Source organism: Pseudomonas linyingensis, from assembly GCF_900109175.1.
GTDB classification, from domain to species: Bacteria; Pseudomonadota; Gammaproteobacteria; order Pseudomonadales; family Pseudomonadaceae; genus Geopseudomonas; species Geopseudomonas linyingensis.
In genome coordinates this window covers 82,452-106,738 of the sequence record NZ_FNZE01000012.1, presented here as the reverse complement: position 1 = coordinate 106,738, position 24,287 = coordinate 82,452, and the positions used below count along the sequence as shown (strand labels likewise).

Annotated in this window: 16 protein-coding genes and 1 pseudogene; 4 read left to right on the top strand and 13 right to left on the bottom strand. The window is 69.8% G+C overall.

Features of this window, described 5'->3' with window-relative positions:
- Window positions 1–162: 162 nt before the first annotated feature.
- The gene (locus BMZ19_RS15335; RefSeq protein ID WP_090312392.1) at window positions 163–1,251 is read left to right on the top strand and encodes an FUSC family protein; all 1,089 of its coding nucleotides are present in this window, start codon (window positions 163–165) and stop codon (window positions 1,249–1,251) included.
- On the opposite strand, the gene BMZ19_RS15330 is transcribed toward BMZ19_RS15335, so the two are convergent.
- Together BMZ19_RS15330 and BMZ19_RS15325 are read right to left on the bottom strand one after the other, a co-directional pair.
- Window positions 1,252–2,124 carry a carboxylate/amino acid/amine transporter gene (locus tag BMZ19_RS15330; protein ID WP_090312390.1) on the bottom strand — a complete coding sequence of 291 codons (873 nt, stop codon included), beginning with the start codon at window positions 2,122–2,124 and terminating at the stop codon, window positions 1,252–1,254. It lies immediately after the preceding gene.
- A gap of 99 nt (window positions 2,125–2,223) precedes the next feature.
- Window positions 2,224–3,123 carry a LysR substrate-binding domain-containing protein gene (locus tag BMZ19_RS15325; RefSeq protein WP_090312389.1) on the bottom strand — a complete coding sequence of 300 codons (900 nt, stop codon included), beginning with the start codon at window positions 3,121–3,123 and terminating at the stop codon, window positions 2,224–2,226.
- A 145-nt stretch (window positions 3,124–3,268) separates the two neighbouring features.
- On the opposite strand from BMZ19_RS15325, the gene BMZ19_RS15320 reads away from it, so the two are divergent.
- Window positions 3,269–4,219 carry a DMT family transporter gene (locus BMZ19_RS15320; RefSeq protein WP_090312387.1) on the top strand — a complete coding sequence of 317 codons (951 nt, stop codon included), beginning with the start codon at window positions 3,269–3,271 and terminating at the stop codon, window positions 4,217–4,219.
- Between the two features lie 44 nt (window positions 4,220–4,263).
- Here the strand turns inward: BMZ19_RS15320 and BMZ19_RS15315 are convergent, their stop codons facing one another.
- The 7 genes from BMZ19_RS15315 to uvrD form a co-directional block, all read right to left on the bottom strand.
- Entirely contained in the window at window positions 4,264–5,493 is a 1,230-nt protein-coding gene (locus BMZ19_RS15315) for a DUF3422 domain-containing protein (RefSeq protein ID WP_090312386.1), read from the bottom strand.
- Between the two features lie 238 nt (window positions 5,494–5,731).
- Window positions 5,732–6,526, bottom strand: coding sequence for an ankyrin repeat domain-containing protein (locus BMZ19_RS15310; RefSeq protein ID WP_090312384.1), 795 nt, complete (start codon window positions 6,524–6,526; stop codon window positions 5,732–5,734).
- A 20-nt stretch (window positions 6,527–6,546) separates the two neighbouring features.
- Window positions 6,547–8,202: a SagB family peptide dehydrogenase gene (locus BMZ19_RS15305; protein WP_090312383.1), complete on the bottom strand. Its 1,656-nt coding sequence runs from the start codon at window positions 8,200–8,202 to the stop codon at window positions 6,547–6,549.
- A 194-nt stretch (window positions 8,203–8,396) separates the two neighbouring features.
- Window positions 8,397–8,801, bottom strand: coding sequence for an SMI1/KNR4 family protein (locus tag BMZ19_RS15300; RefSeq protein ID WP_090312380.1), 405 nt, complete (start codon window positions 8,799–8,801; stop codon window positions 8,397–8,399).
- Window positions 8,802–8,947: 146 nt separating this feature from the next.
- A complete protein-coding gene (locus BMZ19_RS15295; RefSeq protein WP_090312378.1) occupies window positions 8,948–9,829 on the bottom strand; it encodes a Tim44 domain-containing protein in 882 nt (293 codons plus the stop codon).
- Window positions 9,830–10,001: 172 nt separating this feature from the next.
- On the bottom strand, window positions 10,002–11,105 hold the full coding sequence (locus BMZ19_RS15290) for a TRAP transporter substrate-binding protein (protein ID WP_090312376.1): 1,104 nt from the start codon (window positions 11,103–11,105) through the stop codon (window positions 10,002–10,004).
- An 84-nt stretch (window positions 11,106–11,189) separates the two neighbouring features.
- Complete coding sequence (gene uvrD, locus BMZ19_RS15285; protein WP_090312476.1) at window positions 11,190–13,367, bottom strand: DNA helicase II; 2,178 nt, start codon at window positions 13,365–13,367, stop codon at window positions 11,190–11,192.
- A gap of 937 nt (window positions 13,368–14,304) precedes the next feature.
- Between uvrD and BMZ19_RS22930 the strand changes: the two are divergent.
- A pseudogene (locus tag BMZ19_RS22930) lies at window positions 14,305–15,642 on the top strand (putative bifunctional diguanylate cyclase/phosphodiesterase); the annotation flags it as partial.
- Between the two features lie 142 nt (window positions 15,643–15,784).
- Here the strand turns inward: BMZ19_RS22930 and trhP are convergent.
- Window positions 15,785–17,161: a prephenate-dependent tRNA uridine(34) hydroxylase TrhP gene (trhP, locus tag BMZ19_RS15275; protein WP_090312374.1), complete on the bottom strand. Its 1,377-nt coding sequence runs from the start codon at window positions 17,159–17,161 to the stop codon at window positions 15,785–15,787.
- A 368-nt stretch (window positions 17,162–17,529) separates the two neighbouring features.
- Between trhP and BMZ19_RS15270 the strand changes: the two genes are divergently transcribed.
- A complete protein-coding gene (locus BMZ19_RS15270; protein ID WP_090312373.1) occupies window positions 17,530–18,207 on the top strand; it encodes a thiopurine S-methyltransferase in 678 nt (225 codons plus the stop codon).
- A 153-nt stretch (window positions 18,208–18,360) separates the two neighbouring features.
- Here BMZ19_RS15270 and BMZ19_RS15265 read toward each other — a convergent pair whose 3' ends face one another.
- From BMZ19_RS15265 to mexE, 3 genes are read right to left on the bottom strand one after another with little or no spacing between them, the layout of a single operon-like run.
- Window positions 18,361–19,761: an efflux transporter outer membrane subunit gene (locus BMZ19_RS15265; protein ID WP_090312371.1), complete on the bottom strand. Its 1,401-nt coding sequence runs from the start codon at window positions 19,759–19,761 to the stop codon at window positions 18,361–18,363.
- The gene (locus BMZ19_RS15260; protein ID WP_090312370.1) at window positions 19,758–22,934 is read right to left on the bottom strand and encodes an efflux RND transporter permease subunit; all 3,177 of its coding nucleotides are present in this window, start codon (window positions 22,932–22,934) and stop codon (window positions 19,758–19,760) included. Before BMZ19_RS15260 ends, BMZ19_RS15265 begins: the two co-directional genes overlap by 4 nt.
- 11 nt (window positions 22,935–22,945) lie before the next feature.
- Complete coding sequence (gene mexE / locus BMZ19_RS15255; protein ID WP_090312368.1) at window positions 22,946–24,187, bottom strand: multidrug efflux RND transporter periplasmic adaptor subunit MexE; 1,242 nt, start codon at window positions 24,185–24,187, stop codon at window positions 22,946–22,948.
- Between the last annotated feature and the right edge of the window lie 100 nt (window positions 24,188–24,287).

The window sequence follows — 24,287 nt, the reverse complement described above, 5'->3', positions numbered from 1 at the left end:
GACCTGCCCGCTGCATTCCGTCAGTCGAGTGCCGCGCCCAGGGCGCGCTGCCGGGGTGCCACCCGCCGTATTCAGAGAGCCGTCGTGCATTTGCCGCGACGCGGCGCTGGCCGGAGCTTAGGATGGCAGGGCGGATAGCGCGGCAGCGGACGGGGAGGCGCGATGCACGGCAAATGGACTGAACTGCAAAGACTGCTGCAGGCGCAGTGGCGCCAGCTGGTGACCGTCAACCCCAGCGACCGGCCCTGGCAGAAGCCCTTCGCCGCGGCGCTGGCCAGTGGCCTGCCGCTGCTGATCGGCACGCTGCTCGGCCGCATGGACTACGGCCTGGTGGCCGCGCTGGGCGGCCTGGTGTTCCTCTACACGCCGCGCACGCCGCTGTACCACCGCATGCTGACGGTGATGGCAGCGGCCTTCGCGATGATCGCCTGCTATGCGCTGGGGCTGCTGAGCCACTTCGTGCCGCTGCTGAAGATGCCGGCACTGGTGTTCGTCACCATCCTGGTGAGCATGGCCTGCCGCTTCTACGGCTTGGGCGTGCCCGGCAGCCTGTTCTTCGTCATGGCCGCGTCGCTCGGCGCCTACACTCCGCTGGAATGGCAACAGGTGCCGCTGATGGTCGGCCTGGTGGCTTTGGGGGCGCTGCTGGCCTGCCTGATCGCCTTCTTCTACAGCGCCTACATCCTGCGCTCTCGCGAGCCCGATCCGGCACCGCCGCTGCCGGTGCCGACCTTCGACTTCGTGGTGTTCGACTCGGTGGTGATCGGCCTGTTCGTCGGCCTGTCACTGGCCATCGCCCAGCTCCTGCAGCTGGAGAAGGCCTACTGGGTACCGGTCAGCTGCCTGGCGGTGATCCAGGGCGCCTCGCTGCAGGCGGTATGGAACAAGCAGCTGCACCGTCTGCTCGGCACCGCCATCGGCCTGCTGGTCGCCTGGGGGCTGCTCCTGCTGCCGCTCGAGCCCTGGAGCATCACCCTGACGATGATGCTGCTGGCCTTCGTGGTGGAGACCGCGGTGGTGCGCCACTACGGTTTCGCGGTGATCTTCATCACACCGATGACCATCCTCCTCGCCGAGGCCGCCACCCTCGGCCAGGGGCCGGTCGCCGCGCTGATCGAGGCGCGCTTCTTCGATACCGTGCTGGGCTGCCTGGTCGGCCTGGCCGGCGGCGTGTGCATCCACAACGCACGCTTTCGCGCCGTGGTGGGCCGGCAGCTGCGCCGGCTGGTGCCGGCGCGCTTCGGCGGCTAGCTAGGCCGGACTGGGAGCGCTCCAGCGCCGCCGTCCCAGCCGGCACAACCACAGCGAGGCGAGGATCACCGCGCCGCCGGCGGCCAGGCGTGGCAGGTCGGCGTCGCGGTTCCAGATCAGCAGATTGACCAGCAGGCCGGCCGGCACGTGCAGCTCGTTGAGCACCGCCAGGGTGCCGGCGTTCACCCGCGTGCTGCCCTTGACCCACCAGAACATGCCCAGCGCGGTGGCGAACAGGCCCATCCACAGCAGCACGCCCCACTGCACGGCGGTGTGCGGCAGCTTGGCCGGGTTGCCGAACAGCAGGAACGAGGGCAGCGCCAGCACCAGTGCGCCGAGGAAGAAGTGGCCGAAGTAGCGATGCAGCGGCTGCTCTACCGGATAGCGCGCCAGCAGCTGGCGGCACAGCACCTGGCCGGCGGCGAAGGTGGCGTTGGCGACCTGCAGCAGCAGGAAGCCGAGCAGGTAGTCGCCCTCCAGCGGCTTGAAGCGGATGATCGCCCCGCCGCCCACCGCCACCACGGCGGCGAACAGCGCCCAGGGGTTGAAGCGCCGCGCCAGAGCGTCGTCGAGCAGGGTCACGTAGATCGGCGTGAGCACGGTGAACAACAGCACCTCGGGCACCGTCAGCACGGTGAAGCTGCGGTACAGGCACAGGTAGGTGATGCCGAACTGCAGCGCCCCGGCCAGCCAGAAGCCGGCCAGCAGCCGCACCGGCAGGCCGCGCCAGACGGTGAACGGCAGGAACACCAGGGCGGCGACCAGTACCCGCGCCAGCACGGCGAAGTCGCTGTCCACCTGGCCGGCCAGGTATTCGCCGATCAGGCTGAAGGAGAAGGCCCAGAGCAGGGTGACGATCAACAGGTAGGGCATGGATAGTGCGCTTGGCGACGGAACGGGCGCGGATCATAGGCCGCAGCGGCGGCCAGCGTCGAGACAGGCGCCCTTGCGCCGTCGGGGTCAGCGCGCCGATCAGGCCGGCGTCTGGCCCAGCAGCCAGTCGCGAAAGGTCGCCGCCGCCGCCGACAGCGGCTTGTGCCGCGGGTGGACCAGGTAGTCGGCGTTGCCGGTGACGAACGCGAAGGCGCCGACCCGCTTCAGCTCGCCGCGCGCGATGCCGTCGCGGGCCATGAACTCCCAGCCGAGGCCGACGCCCAGGCCCTGCTCGATGGCCTTGAAGGCCAGGGTCACCTGGTTGAAGGTCGGCGCGTCCTCGGCCGGAATGTGCTCGAGGCCAAAGTGGCGGAACCAGTCGCGCCAGTCGATGCAGTTCCACGCCGAGGCGTCGAGCTCGATCAGCGGCAGCGCCGCCACCTCCGCGGGCGTGCCGACCGGCGCGGTCTGCAGGCGGGCGCTGGCCAGCGGATAGACGATCTCGGGGAACAGCAGCTCGGCACTCAACGACGACCAGCGCCCCGCGCCGTAGAGAATGCCGAAGTCGTGGTCGGCCACCCGGGATTCGTCGATCTCGTTGCTGGCGTGCAGGTTCACGGTGATCGCCGGGTGCGCGCGGTTGAAGCTGAGCAGGTGGGGGAACAGCCAGAACTGCGCCACCGCGTGGGTGCACAGCACGCTGACGCTGTTGCTCTGGTGGGCGGCGCGGATGCGCGTCGCGGCGCCCTGCAGCCGCTCCAGGGCGACACCGACCTCGGCGTAGAAGGCCGCGCCCGCCGCGGTCAGGCGGATGCCGCGGGCCTGGCGCTCGAACAGGGCGACGCCGAGGCTGTCCTCGAGGGCGCGGATCTGCTTGCTCACCGCGCTCTGGGTCAAGTACAGCTCAGTGGCGGCGCGGGTGAAGCTGCCGTTGCGGCCCACCGCCTCGAAGGCGATCAGGGTTTCCAGCGGTGGCAGATGGCGGGCGTAGCGGCTCACGGGGACCTCCGGGGATGGGGACAGGGGGAGCCCCGATGATCGCCAAAGCCATTCCAGACAGGAATGGACCTGTGCCGATTTATCTTTTGTGGAGTGCCGTCCCGCTGCCTATTCTTGGCCGCCTCGACAACTGGGGGTGGCTGGAATGAAACGCGGTGTAGTCTACGGAGGCATGGCGGGCGCGACCTGGGGGCTGGTCATCCTGGCCCCCAGCCTGCTGCCGGAATTCAGCCCGCTGCTGCTCAGCTGCGCGCGCTACAGCCTGTACGGCCTGGTCTCCCTGCTGATCGCCCTGCCGGTGGCGCCGCGCCTGCTGCGCCGGCTGACCATCGACGACACGCTCAAGCTGGTGCAGCTCGCCCTCACCGGCAACATCGTCTACTACCTGCTGCTGGCCAGCGCCATCCAGCTCGCCGGGGTGGCCAGCGCGGCGCTGATTGTCGGCGTGGTGCCGGTGACCGTCACCCTGCTCGGCCGCCGCGACGCCGGCGCCGTGCCGCTCAGGCGCCTGGCCGTGCCGCTGCTGCTGGTGGTGGTCGGTATCGCCTGCATCAACCTGGAAACCCTACTGTTCGACCCCGCGCCGCAGCGCCCGCTCGGCGAGCGCCTGCTCGGCATCGCCTGCGCCTTCGCCGCGCTGGGCTGCTGGACCTGGTTCGCCGCCGCCAATGCCCGCTGCCTCAAGCAGAGCCGCTTCGACAGCGGCGAGTGGTCGACGCTGTGGGGCATCGTCACCGGCCTGCTCGCCGCGCTGCTGTGGCTGGGCGCCGCCCTGCTGCTGCCCGACAGCCTGCGGGTCGAGGCCAGCGAGCAGCGCTGGACGGCCTTCTGGCTGCTCAGCCTGAGCTCCGCGGTGCTCGGCTCCTGGCTCGCCAACCTACTGTGGAACGCCGCCTCGCGGCGCCTGCCGCTGACCCTGACCGGGCAGCTGATCGTCTTCGAGACCCTGTTCTCCCTGCTCTACGGCTTCCTCTACCTGCAGCGCCTGCCGACCCTGCTGGAAACCCTGGCCATCGGCCTGCTGATCGGCGGAGTGACCTGGGCGGTCAGGCGGCATGCCGTGCCGCACGGCGAGATGGCCGGCGGCGCGGGGTAGGGCGCTGACCGCGCCCGGCCTTGTGACGAGGGGCAGAAACTTTCTCAGTGCTGCCTGGCCTGGCGGATGCGCCGCATGATGCCGAGCAGGATCAGCAAGGCCAGCGGGCCCATGCCGAGCATCGCGCTGCGTACCGAGATGTCCAGACCGAGTCCGTGCAGCCCCTGATACAGCAGCTTGAACAGGCTCAGCAGGTAGTAGCTGATGGCGATGATCGACAGGCCCTCGACCGCCTTCTGGATGCGGATCTGCGTATCGGCGCGGGCGTTCAGGCTGTGCAGGATGGCCGAGTTCTGCTCCTCCACTTCCACCTGTACCCGTGCCTGCAGCAGGTCACCGAGGTTGGCCACGCTCTGGCCGAGGCGCTCCAGGCGCTGGTCGGTGGCCGCGCAATAGCGCACGGTGGGGCGGAAGCGTCGCTCGATGAACACGCCGAGACGCTGGCAGTCGTCGACATGGCCTTCGCGCAGCTCGGCGATGCGCTCGAAAACGATCTGCGCATAGGCGGCGGTGGCGCCGAAGCGCTGGCGGGTGCGCACGGAGCAACTGACGATGCGCGCGGACAGCTGGGCGATGGCGGCGGAGAGCACCTTGGCGCTGTCGCTGCCCTCGGCATTGCGGTCGGACAGGCTGGCCAGTTCGCGGTCGTAGTCCTTCAGTTGCAGGCTGACCTCCTGCGCCACCGGCAGGGTCAGCGAGGCCATCATGCGGTAGGTCTCGATCTCCAGCAGGCGCCGGATTATGCGCCCCAGGCGGTAGGCATTGAGCCGGCGATTGACCAGCAGGATGCGGTTGACGCCGTTGTCGTCGAGGCGAAAGTCCGACCAGGCGGTGGCGTCACCATCGCCCAGATGGGAGCCGGCGGGATCCTTGAAACCATAGGCAGTGGCCGCGCCCGCCCAGTCCCGCTCGGCTTCCACCAGCACCTGAACGGCGCTGATCAGCAGCGGCCGGTGCGCCTCGATCAGCCCGGCCCACGGTTCGGGCAGCGGCGGCCAGGGCGCGCCCTGCGCGGGGCGTGGCAGCACCAGGGTGAGGGTGAAGAACTCGCTGTGGCGCTCCCACTTCAGGGTGGCGGCGTCCAGGCGCAGCAGGCCCTGCATGCCGTTGCCCGGCAGCACGTCGCTGGCCAACTGGCCAAGCTGCCCGATCAGTTCGTCACAGGCCTGCTCGGCATCGACGAAAGCCAGGTGATAGACATGGGATGGCTCGCGGAAATAGATCGACGGGCGCGAGTGCAGTTCGTTGTGCAGGGTTGTGCGCAAAGGGTGCATGGGGGCGGCGGACCATAAAGGGAGAGATGCTCAGAATGACGCAGACGCGTGACCGCATGGTCACATTTTCCGGTCAGTGCTCGCCAGCGGCTCGCGCAGTGGCCTCTCGTCCTGCGCGGATGCCGAACGGCGAGCGGCGGACCGAGCCCGGCGGCAGGTCCGCGGGCTGAGCTCGTAGACGGCGAAACGCCTGGCGCGGCCGTCCTTGTGGCCATTCGGGACCTCGCTCAGCGCGGCCTCACTCCGCCGTATGGCGCAGCAGCTTCAGGCAGGCCCTGGAGGCGGCCAGTTCCACCGCGCGCAGGTCGTCGAAGTTGCGCAGCTGCGGGTCGGCGCCGGCGGCGAGCAGCAGTTCGAGCAGTTGCGGGCGGTCGCTGGAGGCGGTGTACATCAGCGCGGTGGCGCCGGCGTCGTTGCGGTTGTCCAGCTCGCTACCGGCTTCGATCAGGTCCTGCACCAGGCCGGCGTCGCGCGACACGCAGGCCAGCCACAGGGCGGTGTTGCCGTCGTCGTTGCGCGCGTGCAGGTCGACGCCGAGGGCCAGCAGTTCCTGGACGATCTCGCGCTCGCCCTGCAGGGCGGCGCGCATCAGCAGGGTCAGTCCGTGGGGGCCACCGGCGTCGAGGTCGCCGGCCGGGTATTCCCAGTCGGCGAGAAAGGCGCTCAGTGCGGAGCTGAGCGCATCGCTCGGTGCCTCTTCCCCCGCGGGCGCGGCCAGGGCGTTGGCCAGCGGCCGGAAGCCGCCGTCGACGCTGTACACGCGGGCGAAGCGGAAGTCGCTGAACATCTGCGCGAAGGTCTTGCTGGCGTTGCCGTGGTAGCAGTAGACCAGCAGCGGCGCCTCCCTGGGCAGGCGGCCGACCCACAGCGGCACGCGGTCCTCGCTGAGGTGCATGGCACCGTCGAGGTGCTCCTGCTGGTAGCTCTGCAGGTCGCGCACGTCGAACAGCTTGAGGTCCGGCTCGGCGCGGATCAGCGCCGCGGCTGCGTCGGCAGCGAGGCATTGGAAGGGCACGCGTTCGGCTGTGGTCATGGGAAATCTCCGCAGAGGGGTCAGTCGGGGTAGGCCGGCGCGGTTTCGATGCGCGCATCGTCCAGCGCCCGGCCGACGGTGAAGTGGTAGAGGCTCTGCCAGGCCGTGCCGGCGAGGCCGAGCAGTTCGTGCACCGGGTCGTCGAAGAAGCAGCCGATACCGGTACCGCGCAGGCCGTGGACTTCGGCCTCCAGGTAGAGCGCCTGGCCGATCAGCCCGGCTTCGCGGTGCAGCGCGCGGTAGGCGGCGGGACCGGCGGCCAGGGCGGCGTCGAACTCGCAGAGCATGCCGACGGCGAAGCAGGCGGTGGACGCCAGCTCCTGGTGGCAGTGCAGGGCGCGGGCGATGCGCGCCAGGGCGAGCGGCTCCAGCGCGGCGAGCTGCAGCAGGGACTCGATGCCGGGGATCGGCCACAGGCGGAAGCGCTCGGCCAACTGCGGACGCAGGGCGGACAGCTGCGCCTCGCTGCGCGGCAGCAGGTAGAGGCCGGGCACCAAGCCCTCGACCCGGTTGACGAACAGCAGCAGCGCCGCACGCGGGGTGGCGGCGCACACGTCCCAGGGCACGCCGGCGGCGGGCTGCAGGCGGGCGAGCAGGGCGGTGAACTGGGCGAGCGTCATGCGGTGCTGATGGTCGAAGCGCTGGGCGCTGCGCCGTCCGAGGATCAGCGGCTGCAGCGGCTGGGCGGCCTCGCCCGGCGCGCGCGGACGCGGCGGTGCCAGCACGGCGGCGGGCGGCACAGCGCCATCCTCGCCGCGGCTGGCGGCGGCCACCTCGGCGATCAGCGGCCAGTGGTACAGCGGGTGGCGGTCGATGCTCGAGGCGACGCCATGCCACTGCGCGCTGGCGGCCAGCGCCTGCAGTTCGGCGGCGGCCAGCGGCGTCGGCGGCGCGCCGGTCAGGCCGACGGCGAGAAGGATCTCGGCTTCCTCCACTTCGGTCTCGGCGCGCTTGCGGGCGGGGAACTCGGCCAGGCGGTCGATGCCGGCCAGCTGCGCCAGACTGCCGCTGCCGACCTGCGGCTGTTCGGCCAACGTCCAGCCCAGCGCGGCAGCGGCGTAGCGCAGGGCGCCGGCGGCGTGGCCGGTATCGAGCTGGCAGTAGCGGAAGGCGCGTTCGCCGTACTTCCAGGCCTCGCGCCACATCACCGAGGTGAGCAGCACGGCCAGACGCGGGCCGCCGCCGGTGGTCGCGTGACTGGCGCGCAGCTCGAGGGCGTGGCTTTCCGGGCGGTAGTGGTAGAGGCCGTCGACCAGGCCGTCGATCCCGCCGAGCAGCAGGTAGGCCTCGATGGGGTGCAGGTTGCCGCTGGAGGGGTTGGCGCGCAGCGCCCAGCGGTCCGGGCCGTAACTCTTCCAGGCGGTGAGGCCGAGCGACAGCTGCAGCAGGGCGCCGATGCTCGCCAGGTCCACCGGCAGCGGCGGCAGGGGGTCGTCCAGCGCGGCGAACGGCCGTTGCAGCGCCGCGTACAGGACGCTGCCGGGCGCCAGCGCGGCGAGGCGCGGCAGGGCGATCTGCGCCGCACCGTCGAAATGGCGGAACGGCGCCGGCTGCGCGTCCCAGTCGAGGGTGCCCGGGCCGTGGGCGTAGGCGGCGAAGCGGTGCTTGGTGCGCTGGTGGTAGTCGCGCACCACGGCGAGGGCTGCGGCGGGGTCGGGCAGGGTCTGGGTCGACATGGGACGGGCACGCTCCTGTAGGCCTGGGAGAGGCCGTTGCAAGAGCGATACCAAGATGGCGACCCGCCTGCAAGCCAGATGCGGCGGGCGGTTGCTGGCCAAGCGGCGGGGCGGCCTGTCGGCTTTGCGACATTCGCCTGGGGACGACGCCACAACGGCGTCGCTTCAGCCGAAGGCGTCGCGGTCGAGGCGCGTCAGGCGCCTTCCAGCCAGACCTCGTCGATCCAGTGCCAGACCGAGTCCCAGCTCTGGTCCTCGTCGATCTCGCCGTCCCACAGCAGCACCTGGCCTTCCGGGTCGACCGCGTAGTAGCGGCCGCGGTCCTCGCACAGCGGCACCAGATAGCGCGGCAGGCCCTCGTGCCAGGCGCGGGAGGCGACGTCGGGCAGGTAGGTGTGCGAGTGCGGATCGCTGGCGGTCACCGGCTCCAGGTGGCCGTAGACCACATCGCTGGCCTTGAGCAGGTACTCGCGCAGCTCGAAGGGCAGGTGGATGAGGATCTGCTCCTGGATTTCCACCAGCATGTCCTCGTCCGGTAGTTCCAGCGGCACCGGCACCGGCTCGTTCAGCTCGTGCAGTCGGTCGATCACTTCTTCCACGGCAACAGCCCTCTTGATGGGTAATGGGGAACGGCAAAGCGGGGTGCTTTATAGCGCAACGGCGCGCGCCCCGCGAATGCCTGAAACGACAAGACCCGGGCCAGGCCCGGGTCTTGTCTCGTTCTTGTGGGTCGTGCGCTGCGCAATCAGCCGTTCTGGCGGATACCGGCGACCAGCCAGGGCTGGTTGTCGCCGTCGGCACGCTCCATGCGCCAGCTTTCGCTGAAGGCTTCGCCCTGGTCGAAACGCGAGGTCTTGGCCACGCCGTCGAAGGTCAGGGTGGCGATGGTCTTGCCGCCCTGCTGCTCGATGCCGTCCAGGTTGACCTGCAACTGGTCGACGTAGGTGGACTGGAAGCCGTCGCCCAGGCTGGCGCGCTCCTGCTTGAGGAACTCGAGCATCTGCGGGGTGACGAACTCGGCGATCTTGTCCATCTCCGCGGCGTCCCAGTGCTGCTGCAGGTTGAGGAAGTGCTCGCGGGCCACGCCGACGAAGCGCTGCTCGTCGAACCAGGCCGGGGCGTTGAAGGTGCGCGCCGGCTGCGCGGCGCCGCCACCGAACACGGTGTTGGCGGCCGGACTGGCCGCCGCAGCGACCTGCGGCTGGGCCGGGGCCTGGTAGGCCTGGGCGTTGCCCATGCCGGCGTAGGCCGGAGTAGCGCCCTGGGCCTTGCGCCGCGAGGCGAAGAAACGGAAGGCCAGGAAGGCGATCAGGCCGAGAATCAGGAAGTCGAGAAACTGGAAACCCTCGAAGCCGTCACCCATGAACATCGAGGCGAGCAGGCCGCCGGCGGCGATGCCGGCCAGCGGGCCGAGCCAGCGCGAAGCACCGCTGGCCGGACGGGCTGCGGCACCGGCGGTCGGGGCGGTGGCCGTCGGCGCCGCCTGGGTGGTCTGGCGCTGCTGGGTCTGGTGCGTCGGCGCGGAGCCGAACGACTTGCCGCCGCCGAAGCGCTTGGCGGCGAAGGCATCAATGCTGAGAGTCAGGCTGAGGCACAGGGCCATGGCCAGGCTGAGAAATCGTTGCATGTGAGAGGGCTCTCGGTTGTGAAATTCACGCGGACCATCTTTGCCCAGCGGCGGGCAGGCGGCCAGTTGCAGATTGTTTCGGGCTGTTGCACGCCCGCATGTCGGGCCCGCCCTGCGGCAGGCGCCGACGTACGGCAACCTCAGGACGGACGATTGCGCCGCCGGGCGGGTCTCAGCGCCAGTTGTGCAGCTCTTTCTCGGAGATTTTGCTCATCTCGACGGCCTGCTCGCGGTAGGCCTTCATCGACGACCAGATGCGGCCGTTCAGGTCGCTCTGGGCAGCCAGCTGGTCGAGCACCTGCTCGGACTCGTGGCGCATGGCGGCCAGCACTTCGTCGGGGAAGCGCTTGATCACCACGCCCTGCTTCTTCAGCTCGGCCAGCGCCTTGGCGTTGTTCCAGGAGTACTCCTCGAGCATGACCTGCACGGAGCCGCGCGAGGCTTCCTCGACGATCGCCTTGAGGTCGGCCGGCAGGCTGTCCCAGGCCTTCTGGTTGATCAGCAGTTCGATGACCGCCTGCGGCTCCTGCCAGCCTGGGGCGTAGTAGTACTTGGCCGCCTTGTGGATGCCGAAGGCCAGGTCGTTGTATGGGCTGACCCAGTCGGTGGCGTCGATGACGCCGGTCTGCATGGCGGTGAACACCTCGCCGCCGGGCAGGTTGACGGTGGTCGCGCCCAGACGGTTGTAGACCTCGGCGCCGAGGCCCGGGGTGCGGATCTTCAGGCCCTTGAGGTCTTCCAGGCTGTTGATCTCCTTGTTGAACCAGCCGCCCATCTGCATGCCGGAGTTGCCCGCGGCCAGCGGCTTGATGCCGAACGGCGCGTAGGCTTCCTGCCACAGGGCCATGCCGCCGCCGTGGGTCAGCCAGGCGTGCATTTCCATGGTCGACAGGCCGAACGGTACGGCGGTGAAGAACTGCGCCGCGGCGGTCTTGCCCTTCCAGTAGTAGGGGGTGGTGTGGGCCAGCTCGGCGGTGCCCTGGGACACGGCGTCGAACGCCTCCAGCGGCGGCACCAGCTCGCCGCCGGCGTACACCTTGATGGTCAGGCGGCCGCCGCTCATGGCGTTGACCCGCTGGGCGAAGCCCTCGGCGCCGGTGCCCAGGCCCGGGTAGTTCTTCGGCCAGGAGGTGACCATCTTCCAGGTGAAGGTCTGCGCCGGCGCAGCGGCCGGCTGGGTGGTGCTCTGTGCTGTGGCAGCTTCTTCCTTGCAGCCGGTCAGGCCCATGGCAGCCAGCAGCGCTGCGGCAGCGCCGAACAGTTGGCGACGATTCATCGGGTGTTCTCCATTGCTCGATGGGGCCGCAATCGGCCGTTTTTTGTTGTGTCGTTTGGAACGCGCAGCCAGCGACAGCGCCGGCTACAGCGCTTCCAGCTTGGCGTAGGACAGCATCAGCCACTTGGTGCCTTCGCTGGCGAAGTTCACCTGCACCCGCGCCTGGGCGCCGGAGCCTTCATAGTTGAGGATCACCCCTTCGCCGAACAGGCTGTGGCGCACCTGCTGGCCGAGGGCGAAGGCGGTTTCCGGCACGCTGGCGCCGGCGAACGGGCTGGCCACGCTGCGGTTGCCGGTATACGGCCGGCTGACCGCGTTGGCCAGGCGCACCTCGTGGATCAGTCCCGGCGGAATCTCGCGGACGAAGCGCGACACCTTGTTGTAGGTCTCGCTGCCGTACAGGCGGCGCGTCTCGGCGTAGGTCAGCACCAGGCGCTGCATGGCGCGGGTCAGGCCGACGTAGGCGAGACGGCGCTCCTCCTCGAGGCGGCCGGGCTCCTCCATGCTCATCTTGTGGGGGAACAGGCCTTCCTCCATGCCGACCAGGAACACCAGCGGGAACTCCAGGCCCTTGGCGCTGTGCAGGGTCATCAGCTGCACGCTGTCCTCGTCGACGTCGGCCTGGGTGTCGCCGGCTTCCAGCGCGGCGTGGTCGATGAACGCGGCCAGCGGCGACAGCTCCTCCTCGGTGGTCTCGAACGCGCGCGCGGCGCTGACCAGTTCCTCGAGGTTGTCGATGCGGGTCTGGCCCTTCTCGCCCTTTTCGGCGAGGTGGAAGGGAATCAGCCCGGACTGCTCGATCACCGTCTGGGTCTGCAGGTGCAGCGGCATCTCCTCGACGCGCAGGGCGAGGGTGTCGATCAGCTCGACGAAGGCGTTCAGCGCGCCGGCGGCGCGGCCGGGCACCAGCTTGTTGCCAACCGCCTGGTGCAGCGCGCGCCACAACGACAGGTTCTCACTGCGGGCGATCTCGCGCAGGGTCTCCACGGTCTTCTCGCCGATGCCGCGCGGCGGCAGGTTGAGCACCCGCTCCAGCGCCGCGTCGTCCTCGCGCTCGCGCACCAGGCGCAGGTAGGCCATGGCGTTCTTGATCTCGGCGCGCTCGAAGAAGCGCTGGCCGCCGTAGATGCGGTAGGGCACCTTCTCGCGCAGCAAGGACTCCTCGAGCACCCGCGACTGGGCGTTGGAGCGGTAGAGGATGGCGATCTCGCTGCGCTTGAGGCCGTCCTTGCGCACCGCGTCGACGATGCTCTCGACCACGTAGCGCGCCTCGTCGTACTCGTTGAACGCGGCGTACAGCGCCAGCGGATCGCCCTCGTGGCCCTCGGTCCACAGTTCCTTGCCCAGGCGGCCCTGGTTGTTGGCGATCAGCGCGTTGGCGGCCTTGAGGATGCGCGCGGTGGAGCGGTAGTTCTGCTCCAGGCGGATGGTTTCGGCGTCGGCGAAGTCGCGGCCGAACTGCTGGATGTTCTCGATCCGCGCGCCGCGCCAGCCGTAGATCGACTGGTCGTCGTCGCCGACCACCATCAGGCTCGATCCACCCTGGCCGAGCAGGCGCAGCCAGGCGTACTGCACGGCGTTGGTGTCCTGGAACTCGTCGACCAGAATATGCCGGAAGCGCCGCTGGTAGTGCTCGAGCAGGCCGGGCTGGTCGCGCCACAGGTCCAGCGCGCGCAGCAGCAGCTCGGCGAAGTCGATCGCCCCGGCGCGCCGGCAGGCGGCCTCGTAGGCGCTGTAGATCTGCAGCATGGTGGTCAGGTAGTGGTCGCCGGCCGGCTGGATGTGCTGCGGGCGGATGCCCTCGTCCTTCTGGCCGTTGATGAACCACTGTGCCTGGCGCGCCGGCCACTTGTTGTCGTCGAGGCCCAGCTCGCGGATCACCCGCTTGACCAGGCGCTGCTGGTCGTCGGAGTCGAGGATCTGGAAGTTCTCCGCCAGGCCCGCCTCCTGCCAGTGGGCGCGCAGCAGGCGGTGGGCCAGGCCGTGGAAGGTGCCCACCCACATGCCGGCCGGGCTGATGCCGAGCAGCTGCTCGATGCGCGCACGCATCTCGGCGGCGGCCTTGTTGGTGAAGGTGACCGAGAGGATCGAATGCGCCGGCGCATTCTCCACCTCGATCAGCCAGGCGATGCGATGCACCAGCACGCGGGTCTTGCCCGAGCCGGCACCGGCCAGCACCAGCTGGCGGCCGAGTGGAGCGGCGACGGCCTGGCGTTGGGCATCGTTGAGAGTACTAAGCAGAAAGGATAGGTCTTCGCGCATCATGGCATTCTAGCGGTCGGCGCGAAGACGGGGCAAACTCTGCGCTGGCCGGAAGTGCCGGCCACTCGCCACAGGGAGTGAGCCGCGCCATGTCCAGGACGACAATACAAAAACAACAAGACAAGCAGCACTCATGACCTTTCTCTTTTCGTCTGATGTCGCCCCGCCGGTGATCGCGCCGGAGGACGTACGTCAGCACTATGCCGCGCAGATCGACGCGGCGCTGACCCGCCAGCTGTACCGCGGCTCGCGCCTGCCCACCCTGCTGATGCTGCTCGGCGGCCTGAGTTGCGTCACCCTGCTCTGGGGTCAGCACAGCCCGCTCCTGCTCGGCGGCCTGCTGGCCTGGCTGAGCCTGCTCGGCGGCCTGCGCCTGTGGCAGACCCGTGCCTTCCAACAGGCGCCGGCCGAGTTGCAGGCCGCCCCGGCCTGGCGACAGACCTTCCTGTTCGGCGCCGCCGCCTCGGGCATCACCCTGGCACTGGTCGGCGTGCTGCTCATCCCGCTGGCCGCGCCGCTGCAGCAGGCGCTGATCTACGGCATCCTGGTGGCGGCGATCATTACCTCCAGCGTCGCCTATGCCGCCAGCCTGCGCGCCTTCCTGGCCTTCGCCGTGCCCGGCCTGCTGCCCTCCAGTCTGTACCTGCTCGGTCGCGCCGACGCCCAGCTGCAGGGCTGGGGGGTGTTCGGCCTGATCCTGCTGGCGGCGCTGCTGGTCAGCGCCTGGCAGATCAACCGCGCGTCCCTGCGCAACCTGCTGCAGCGCTTCCAGAACCAGTCGCTGATGACCTTCGAGGAGCACGCCCGCCGCGCCAGCGACCAGCTGAACCGCGAGCTGGCCAGCGAAGTGCGCCAGCGCCAGCAGGTCGAGGAGGAACTGCGCGCCGCCCAGCGCGCCCTCGAGCAGCGGGTCAGCGAGCGCACCCAGGCGCTGAGCGCCAGCGAGCAGGCGCGCCGCGAGGAGGAAGCGCAGCGGCGTTTCCTGGCCAACCACGACACCCTGACCGGGTTGGCCAATCGCAGCCTGCTGCTGGAGCGGGTCAAGGAAGCCGCGCGCCGCGTGCGGCCGAAGGGGCACGAACTGGTCCTGCTGCACCTCGACCTCGACCGCTTCAAGCTGCTCAACGAGAGCCTCGGCCTGCAGGTGGCCGACGACATCCTCTGCGAGATCGCCCGCCGCCTGACCCGCAGCGTGGGCCGCGCCGACATCATCGCGCGGCTGGCCGTGGACGAGTTCGCCATCCTACTCGACGGCCAGCTGGCGGCCGAGGAGCTCGAGCCCATGGCGCGCCGGCTGCTCGCCGAACTGCGCCAGAGCCTGCAGGCCGGCGGCCACGAACTGGTGGTCAGTGCCTCGCTGGGCATCAGCCTGCTGTCCAGCGCCGGCGATCCGGCCGCTCTGCTCAGCCAGGCGAGCATGGCCATGCGCCACGCCAAGCAGCTCGGCGGCAACACCGCGCAGCTCTACCGCGACAGCCTGCAGAGCAGCAGCCACGAGCGCCTGCTGCTCGAGGCGCAGCTGGACAAGGCGCTGGACAAGGGCCAGCTGGAGGTGTTCTACCAGCCCAAGCTGACCCTCGGCGCGGATCGACTGCTCAGCGCCGAGGCGCTGGTGCGCTGGCGCCATCCGGAGTTCGGCCTGGTGGCGCCGTCCAGCTTCATCGAGCTGGCCGAGGAAACCGGGCAGATCACCGCCATCGGCGCGTTCGTGCTGCGCGAGGCCTGCCAGCAGGCACGCAGCTGGCAGCTGGCCGGGCTGGCCGAGCTGCGCGTGTCGGTGAACATCTCCATGCACCAGCTGCGCCAGGCGGACTTCGTCGCCCAGGTCGCCGCGGTGCTGGCGGAAACCGGCCTGCCGGGATCGCTGCTGGAGCTGGAGCTGACCGAGAGCCTGCTGTCGGACAACGTCGAGGCGCTGGTCGGCGTGTTCCGCGAGCTGCGCGTGCTGGGCGTGCGCCTGGCGATCGACGATTTCGGTACCGGCTACTCCTCGCTCGGCTACCTCAAGCACCTGCCGGTGGACGTGGTGAAGATCGACCGGGCCTTCATCCGCGAGCTGGATGGCAGCGGCCAAGGCGGCGATGCGGCGATCACCCGGGCGATCATCGTCATGGCCCACAGCCTGGGTCTGGAGGTGGTCGCCGAGGGCGTCGAGGAGCCGGCGCAGCTGGAATTCCTGCGCGCCCACCATTGCGACGAGATTCAGGGCTACCTGATCAGCCGGCCGGTGGAAGCCCGGGAGATGACCGAACTGCTGCGCGCCCAGGCGGCCTGAGAGCGGCTACGGCCGCCCCATTCATCCTTGTGGGAGGCCCGACCTCGGGGCGATGCCCTTGATCCGTTGGCGGGCCTGCGGCCCGCTTCGCCGCGAGGGCGCGCCTCGCCCACTACAAGGGCGACGGGGCGCCGCGCACCACTCAACCGCGGGTGCTGCTGCCGTCGAGGTGGCGCATCAGCAGCGCCAGGTTGAGGTCGACCTCTTCCGGTACCGGCAGGTAGACGACGTGGCCGTCGCCCGGCGCCACCTGGCTGGCCTCGGCCTTCTTGTTGAGCATGTGCTCGAGGCGGAAATTCAGGTTGCCCTGCGGGGTCATCAGCTCGAGCAGGTCGCCGACCTGGAAGCGGTTCTTCACCGCCACCTCGGCGAGGCCGTCCTTGCGCACGCCGGTGAACTCGCCGACGAACTGCTGGCGCTCGGACAGCGAGTAGCCGTGCTGGTAGTTCTGGTACTCGTCGTGCACGTGGCGGCGCAGGAAGCCCTCGGTGTAGCCGCGGTGGGCCAGCGATTCGAGGGTATCCATCAGCGACATGTCGAACGGCCGGCCGGCCACCGCGTCGTCGATCGCCTTGCGGTACACCTGGGCGGTGCGCGCCACGTAGTAGTGGCTCTTGGTGCGCCCCTCGATCTTCAGCGAGTGCACGCCCATCTGGGTCAGACGCTCGACGTGCTGCACCGCGCGCAGGTCCTTGGAGTTCATGATGTAGGTGCCGTGCTCGTCCTCGAACGCCTCCATGTACTCGCCGGGACGGTTGCTCTCCTCGAGCAGCATCACCTGATCGGTGGGCGCGCCGGCACCCAGGGTCGGCTCCACCGCTGCATTGGGGTCGATCTGCATCACCGGGATCGGCTCGTGGACGTGGACCACGTTACCCAGCTCGTCCTCCTTGCCCTCGTGCACCTTGTACTCCCAGCGGCAGGCGTTGGTGCAGGTGCCCTGGTTGGGATCGCGCTTGTTGAGGTAGCCGGACAGCAGGCAGCGCCCGGAGTAGGCCATGCACAGCGCGCCGTGGACGAACACCTCCAGCTCGATGCCCGGCACCTGCTCGCGGATCTCGCCGATCTCCTCCAGCGACAGCTCGCGGGAGAGGATGATGCGGCTGACGCCGATGCGCCGCCAGAACTCCACCGACGCCCAGTTCACCGCGTTGGCCTGCACCGACAGGTGGATGACCTGCTGCGGGAAGTGGTCGCGCACCAGCATGATCAGCCCCGGGTCGGACATGATCAACGCATCCGGCCCCATCGCCACCACCGGCTCGAGGTCCTTGATGAAGGTCTTCAGCTTGGCGTTGTGCGGGGCGATGTTGACCACCACGTAGAACTTCTTGCCCTGCGCATGGGCTTCGTCGATGCCCAGCTTGAGGTTGGCGTGGTCGAACTCGTTGTTGCGCACCCGCAGGCTGTAGCGCGGCTGGCCGGCGTACACCGCATCGGCGCCGTAGGCGAAGGCGTAGCGCATGCTTTTCAGCGTGCCGGCGGGAGATAGCAGTTCGGGGCGGAAGGCGGTGGTCATGGCGCAGCGACTCGCAAGGCGTACACAAAGTGCGGGATTTTACTGCGCTTTGCCACGAAATGCGCCACCCGCAGCGGACGCTGGACGGGTGGCGGCGCTCGACCGTGCTACTGTCCCCCGATGACCTCCCCAAGGCGATCCCGGGGCGTCTCTGCGAGTGTCTTGTCGATCCGCATCCCGCCTCTCGGGAAGTTTGGTGCTCATTCGATCGGAACCTTTTCCTGATCCACCACGCTTCACCCGCACGAGGAAAGCGCCATGCCCGTCCGTCACCCGCCAGCGCCGGCCTGCGTTGTCGCAACGCCGCCGCCACGCCATTGCCCCGCCACCCAGCCTACGGAGGCAGCAAGGTCCCAGCTGCAGTCCGCATGAGCGGGCGCGACAACCAGCTGTGGCTGCAGCTCTGGCGCGAGCGGCGCACCGACTTCCACCAGCGCACGGTGAACCGCCTGCTGACCGGATTCTGGCCGACCCTCGGCCTGCCCCGCGACAGCCGTATCTTCGTGCCCCTGTGCGGCAAGAGTCTGGACATGCTCTGGCTGGCCGAGCAGGGCCACGAGGTCGTCGGCGTCGAGCTGAGTCCGCTGGCGGTGCGCGCCTTTTTCCGCGAGAACCGCCTGCAGCCGGTCAGGCGCCAGCAGGGCGAGCTGACCCTGTGGCAGCATGGCAACATCCGCATCCTCTGCGGCGACTACTTCGCGCTGACCACAGCGGACCTCGGCCCGATCGACACGGTGTACGACCGCGCCGCGCTCACCGCCCTGCCGGCGGAGGTGCGCACCCTCTACGTGGCCCACCTGCGGCGGATCGTGCCGGCCACCGCCACGGTGTTTCTGCTGACCGTCGAGGACGCCGAGGAAGACGCCACCCTGGCGCAGGCCCTGGGCGTGGACGACGAGGTCGCCGCGCTCTACGCGGACGGTTTCGAGATTGCCCTGGCGCACGTCGAAAGCGTGCTCGAGGCCGACCCACAGGCGCCGGAACAGGCGCCGAAACGCGCCGAATACAAGGTCTACCGACTCGCCGGCAAGAAACGCGAGCGCTGAGGAGCAGCCTACGCAAGGGGCGGGACTTACTGCGAATTGCCGGCAAATGCACGACCGGCGAGCGCACGGGACGAATGGCGAAAAACCCCACGGCGCGAAGTGGTGCCGTGGGGGGGGCAATGGCCGACCGGCGTGGTCGACCCAAGGGGAAAATCAGCCGCGCGGCTGCCAACCACCACCGAGGGCCTTGTAGATGGCGACGATGCCGCGGTACAGCTCGATCTCGGCCTGCGCCTGGGCGTCCTCGGCGGCCAGGCGTTCGCGTTCGGCATCCAGCAGCACCAGGAAGTCCGCCGCGCCCTCGCGGTAGCGGATCGCCGCCTGCCCGGCGGCGGCGCGGCTGGCCTCGGCCTGGCGTACCAGGGCGAGCAGGCGCTGCTGGCGCTGGCCGTAGTCGCTGAAGGCGTTGGCCGACTCCTCGAGGGCCAGCAGCACCTGCTGCTCGTACTGCGCCAGCGCGCCCTCGGCCCCGGCCTCGGCGCCGCGCAGGCGGGCGCGCACGCTGCCCAGGTCGAAGGCCGCCCAGCTGATGGTCGGCGCCACGCTCCAGGCGTTGGCCGCGGCGGCGCCCAGTTGCGAGCCGCGCCCGGCGGTGAAGCCGAGGAAACCGGCGACGCTGACCCGCGGGAACAGGTCGGCGGTGGCCACCCCGACATTCGCCGTGGCGGCGGCCAGGCGGCGCTCGGCGACGCGCACGTCCGGGCGGCGGCGCAGCAGCTCGGCCGGATCGCCGACCGGCAGGGCCTTGGCGATCACCGGCAGCGGCTGCGGCGACAGGTCGGCGTCCAGCTGCTCGGGGCGCTGGCCGAGCAGGGTGGCGATGCGGTGGCGCGCGCGCGCCTCCTCGGCCTGCAGCTGCGGCAGGCTGGATTCGGTGGCGGCCAGGCGGGCGTCGGCGCGCAGCACGTCCAGTTCGCTGCCGATCCCGGCGTCGCGCAGCTGCGCGGTGAGCGCGCGCGACTCCTGCTGGTTGCTCAGGTTGTCGCGGGCGATGCGTTCGCGCAGCTGCGCGCCGCGCAGGTTGCCGTAGGCGTCGACCAGCTCGGCGATCAGGCTGACCTGCAGCTGGTACAGCTCGGCCTCGGCGGCCTCGCTGTGCGCCTCGCTGGCTTCGATGCGGCGCTGGATGCGGCCGAACAGGTCGAGCTCCCAGGCCATGTCCAGGCCCAGGTCGTAGCGATCGACATTCACCCGCTGCTCGCTGAAGCCCGGCTGCTGCGCCTTGCCGATCTCGGCGCCGGCGCGGCTGGTGACGGTGGGCAGCTGGTCGTTGGCCGCATCGTCGCGCAGCGCGCGGGCGGCCTTGAAGCGTGCGAAGGCCACGCGCAGCTCGCGGTTGCCCTCCAGCGCCTGCTGCACCAGGCGGCTCAGGGTCGGATCGTCGAACTGCCGCCACCAGGCCGTCTCGAAGCGCGTGCGGTCGTAGCCGGCGGAGGCGCTCGCGGCGAGGCTGGCCGGGGCGGTCTGCGGCGCCTGGTAGTCGGGACCGACGGCGCAGGCGCTCAACATGAAGGCGGGCGCCAGGGCGAGCAGGGCGGGGATCAGGGCTTTCATGCGTGCACCTCGACAGCGATGGAGTGCGCCTTGCGTGCCTGGCGCTTCTCCACGAAGGCGCGGATCAGCACGTAGAACAGCGGGGTCAGCAGCAGGCCGAACAGGGTCACCCCGATCATCCCGGAGAACACCGCCACGCCCATGGCATGGCGCATCTCGGCGCCGGCGCCGGAGGACAGCACCAGCGGCACCACGCCCATGATGAAGGCGATGGAGGTCATCAGGATCGGCCGCAGACGCAGGCGGCAGGCTTCCAGCACCGCGCGGACGCGGTCCAGGCCTGCCTCCTGCTTCTCCTTGGCGAACTCGACGATGAGAATGGCGTTCTTGCACGCCAGGCCCACCAGCACGATCAGGCCGATCTGGGTGAAGATGTTGTTGTCGCCACCGGTGAGGATCACCCCGCTGATCGCCGAGAACAGCACGGTCGGCACGATCAGGATCACCGCCAGCGGCAGACTCCAGCTCTCGTACTGGGCGGCCAGCACCAGGAAGGCCAGCAGCACGCACAGCGGGAAGACGAAGATCGCGGTGTTGCCGGCGAGGATCTGCTGGTAGGTCAGCTCGGTCCACTCGAAGCTCATGCCGTTGGGCAGCTCCTCGCGCAGCAGCCGCTCCAGCGCCGCCTCGGCCTGGCCGGAGCTGTAGCCGGGCGCCGCGGCGCCGTTGATCTCGGCGGTGAGGAAGCCGTTGTAGTGCATCACCCGGTCGGGGCCGGCGCTGTCCGCGACCGTGACGAAGGTGGACAGCGGGATCATCTCGCCGCGGTTGTTGCGCACCTTGAGCTGGCCGATCTGCTCGGGCTCCAGGCGGAACTGCTGGTCGGCCTGGACGTTGACCTGGTAGGTGCGGCCGAAGCGGTTGAAGTCGTTGGCGTACAGCGAGCCGAGGTACACCTGCAGGGTGTCGAAGATGTCGCTGATCGCCACGCCATGGGTCTTGGCCTTCTCGCGGTCGATGTCGGCGTCGACCTGCGGCACGTTGACCTGGTAGCTGGTGAACAGCCCGGCCAGCTCCGGCACCTCGCGGCTCTTGGCGATGACGTTCTGCACCTGGCGGTACAGCTCCTCGTAGCCGAGGTTGCCGCGATCCTGGATCTGCACGCGGAAGCCGCCGATGGTGCCCAGCCCCTGCACCGGCGGCGGCGGGAAGATGGCGATGTAGGCGTCCTGGATCTCGGCGAACTGGGCGTTGAGCTCGGCGGCGATGGCGCCGGCGGACAGCGCAGGATCGCGGCGCTGGTCGAACGGCTTGAGCGGGGTGAACACGATGCCGCTGTTCGGGCTGTTGGTGAAACCGTTGATCGACAGGCCGGGGAAGGCCACGGTGTTCTCCACGCCCGGATGGCGGCCGGCGATCTCCGACATCTGCTTGATCACCGCCTCGGTGCGGTCGAGGGTGGCGGCGTCCGGCAGCTGGGCGAAGGCCACCAGGTACTGCTTGTCCTGCGGCGGCACGAAGGCGGTCGGCGTGCTGGCGAAGCCCAGCCAGGTCAGGCCCATCAACCCGGCGTAGAGCACCAGGGCGATGCCGCTGCCTCGCAGCACGCGGCGCACAGTGCCGACGTAGCCGTGGCTGGCGCGCTCGAACAGGCGGTTGAACGGCGCGAACAGCCAGCCGGCGAACAGGCGGTCGAGCAGCCGCGAGAAGCGGTCGCGCGGCGCGTGGTGCTCCTTGAGCAGCACGGCGGCCAGCGCCGGCGACAGGGTCAGCGAGTTGAACGCCGAGATCACCGTGGAGATGGCGATGGTCAACGCGAACTGCTGGTAGAACTGCCCGGTCAGCCCGGAGATGAACGCGGTCGGCACGAACACCGCGCACAGCACCAGGGCGGTGGCGACGATCGGTCCGGTCACCTCGCGCATCGCCTGGCGGGTGGCGTCCACCGGATTCTTGCCGAGGGCGATGTTGCGCTCGACGTTCTCCACCACGACGATGGCGTCGTCGACCACGATGCCGATGGCCAGCACCAAGCCGAACAGCGACAGCGCGTTGAGCGAAAAGCCGAGCAGGTGCATCACCGCGAAGGTGCCGATCAGCGACACCGGCACGGCGACCAGCGGGATGATCGACGCGCGCCAGGTCTGCAGGAACAGGATCACCACCAGCACCACCAGGGCGATGGCTTCGAGCAGGGTGTGCACCACCGCCTCGATGGAGCCGCGCACGAAGATGGTCGGGTCGTAGACGATCTCGTAGTCCACGCCCTGCGGGAAGCTCTGCTTCAGCTCGGCCATGCGTGCGCGCACTGAGTCGGAAATCTCGATGGCGTTGGAGCCGGGGCGCTGGAAGATCGGGATGGCCACCGCCGGCTGGTTGTTGAGCAGCGAGCGCAGGGCGTACTGGCTGGAACCCAGTTCGATGCGGGCGATGTCCTTCAGGCGGGTGATTTCGCCGTTGTCGCCGGCGCGCACGATGATGTTCTCGAACTCCTCCTCGCTGACCAGGCGGCCCTGGGTGTTGATCGACAGCTGGAAGCTGTTGTCGGCAGCGGCCGGCGGCGCGCCGAGGGCACCGGCGGCGACCTGGCGGTTCTGCTCGCGGATCGCCTCGACCACATCCGAGGCGGTGAGGCCGCGCGAGGCCACCTGGTGCGGGTCGAGCCACACGCGCAGCGAGTAGTCGCCCATGCCGAACAGCTGCACGTCGCCGACGCCGTCCAGGCGCGCCAGCTCGTCCTTGACGTTGAGCGCGGCGTAGTTGGACAGGTAGAGCATGTCGTAGCGGTTGTCCGGCGAGGTCAGGTGCACCACCAGGGTCAGGTCCGGCGAGGCCTTGTCCACGGTCACGCCGAGGCGCTGCACCTCGGTGGGCAGGGTCGGCTGGGTGCGGGTCACGCGGTTCTGCACCTGCACCTGGGCGTTGTCCAGATCGGTGCCGAGGGCGAAGGTGACGGTCAGGGTCAGCTTGCCGTCGGCGGTGGCCTGCGAGGACATGTACAGCATGCCCTCGACGCCGACGATGGCCTGCTCCAGCGGCGAGGCGACGGTCTCGCCGATCACCTTGGGGTTGGCGCCGGGGAAGTTGGCGCGCACCACCACGGTCGGCGGCACCACTTCCGGGTATTCGCTGATCGGCAGCTGGAACAGCGAGATGGCGCCGCCGATCAGGATCAGCAGGGAGAGCACGGCGGCGAAGATCGGCCGCCGGATGAAGAACTGGGAAAAATTCATGGTGTTCTACCTCAGCCGCGCGGCGCGCTGGCGGGTTGGGCGTTCTGTTCGACCAGGCGCGGCGCAGCGGCGCCGTCGACGGCCCGGCGCAGGCGCGCCAGCTGGGCCAGGGTGGCCTCGTCGGCCATCGGCACGCTCTGCGGCGCGACGGTGGCGCCGGGGCGGGCGCGCTGCAGGCCGTTGACCACCACCTGCTCGCCCTTGGCCAGGCCGCTGCGCACGATGCGCAGGCCCTCCAGCTTCGGCCCCAGCTCGATGGCGCGGTAGGCCACGCTGTTGTCCGCGCCGAGGACCAGGACGAACTTCTTGCCCAGGTCGGTGCCCACCGCGCCGTCCTGGATCAGGGTGGCGGCGTAGCTGCCGCTGCCGACCAGCTTCAGGCGCGCGTACAGGCCCGGAGTGAAGCGGCCCTCGGGGTTGGCGAACACCGCGCGGCCGCGGATGGTGCCGGTGCGCGGGTTGACCTGGTTGTCGAGGAAGTCCAGCCGGCCTTCGTGCGGATGGCCGTCCTCGCCGCTCAGGCCGAGGTACACCGGGCTCCCGGCGCGCACGTCGCCACCGGCCTGGCGGGCCAGTTCGAGGTACTTGAGGTAGGCGCGCTCGTCGGCGTCGAAGTAGGCGTACACCTTGTCGGTGGAGACCAGGCTGGTGAGCAGGCTCTGCCCGGCGCTGACCAGGTTGCCGGCGGTGACTTCGGCGCGGCTGACGCGGCCGTCGATGGGCGCGGTGATACGGGTAAAACTCAGATTGAGCCGGGCATTGTCCAGCTCGGCCTGGGTCGCGGCGACCGCGGCCTGGGCCTCGGCGGCGGCGCTGGCGCGGGCGTCGGCCAGCTCGGCGGAGATGGCGTTGCTGGCGCGCAGGCGCTCGCCGCGCTTGGCCTCGCTGGCCAGGCGGGTGTGGCTGGCGCGGGCCTGCTGCAGCTGCGCCTGCAGGCGCTTGACCTCGGCCTCGAAGGGCCGCGGGTCGATCTGGAACAGCAGGTCGCCCTTGTTGACCAGGCTGCCCTCATCGAAGGCCACCCGGTCGATGTAGCCGGCCACCCGCGGACGCACCTCCACCGACTCCGGCGCCTCCAGGCGCCCGGTGAACTCGTCCCACTCGGTGACCGGTTGTTCGATGACCGCGGCGACGCTGACCTGGGCCGGCGCCGCCGCCTGGCGGCTATCCGCAGACTTGCCGCAGGCGCCGAGCGCCAGCAGGGCGACCAGGGCCACAGGCAGGCGCAGGGACAGGGGGATGGAATGGGCCATGGGTGACTCCGCCGCTCGCAATTGTGAATTAGGAGCGAAGTCTGCGGCGCGGCCTCCCCATCGACGAATCGAATGGGGCGAAAGCCACTATCAGCGGCAG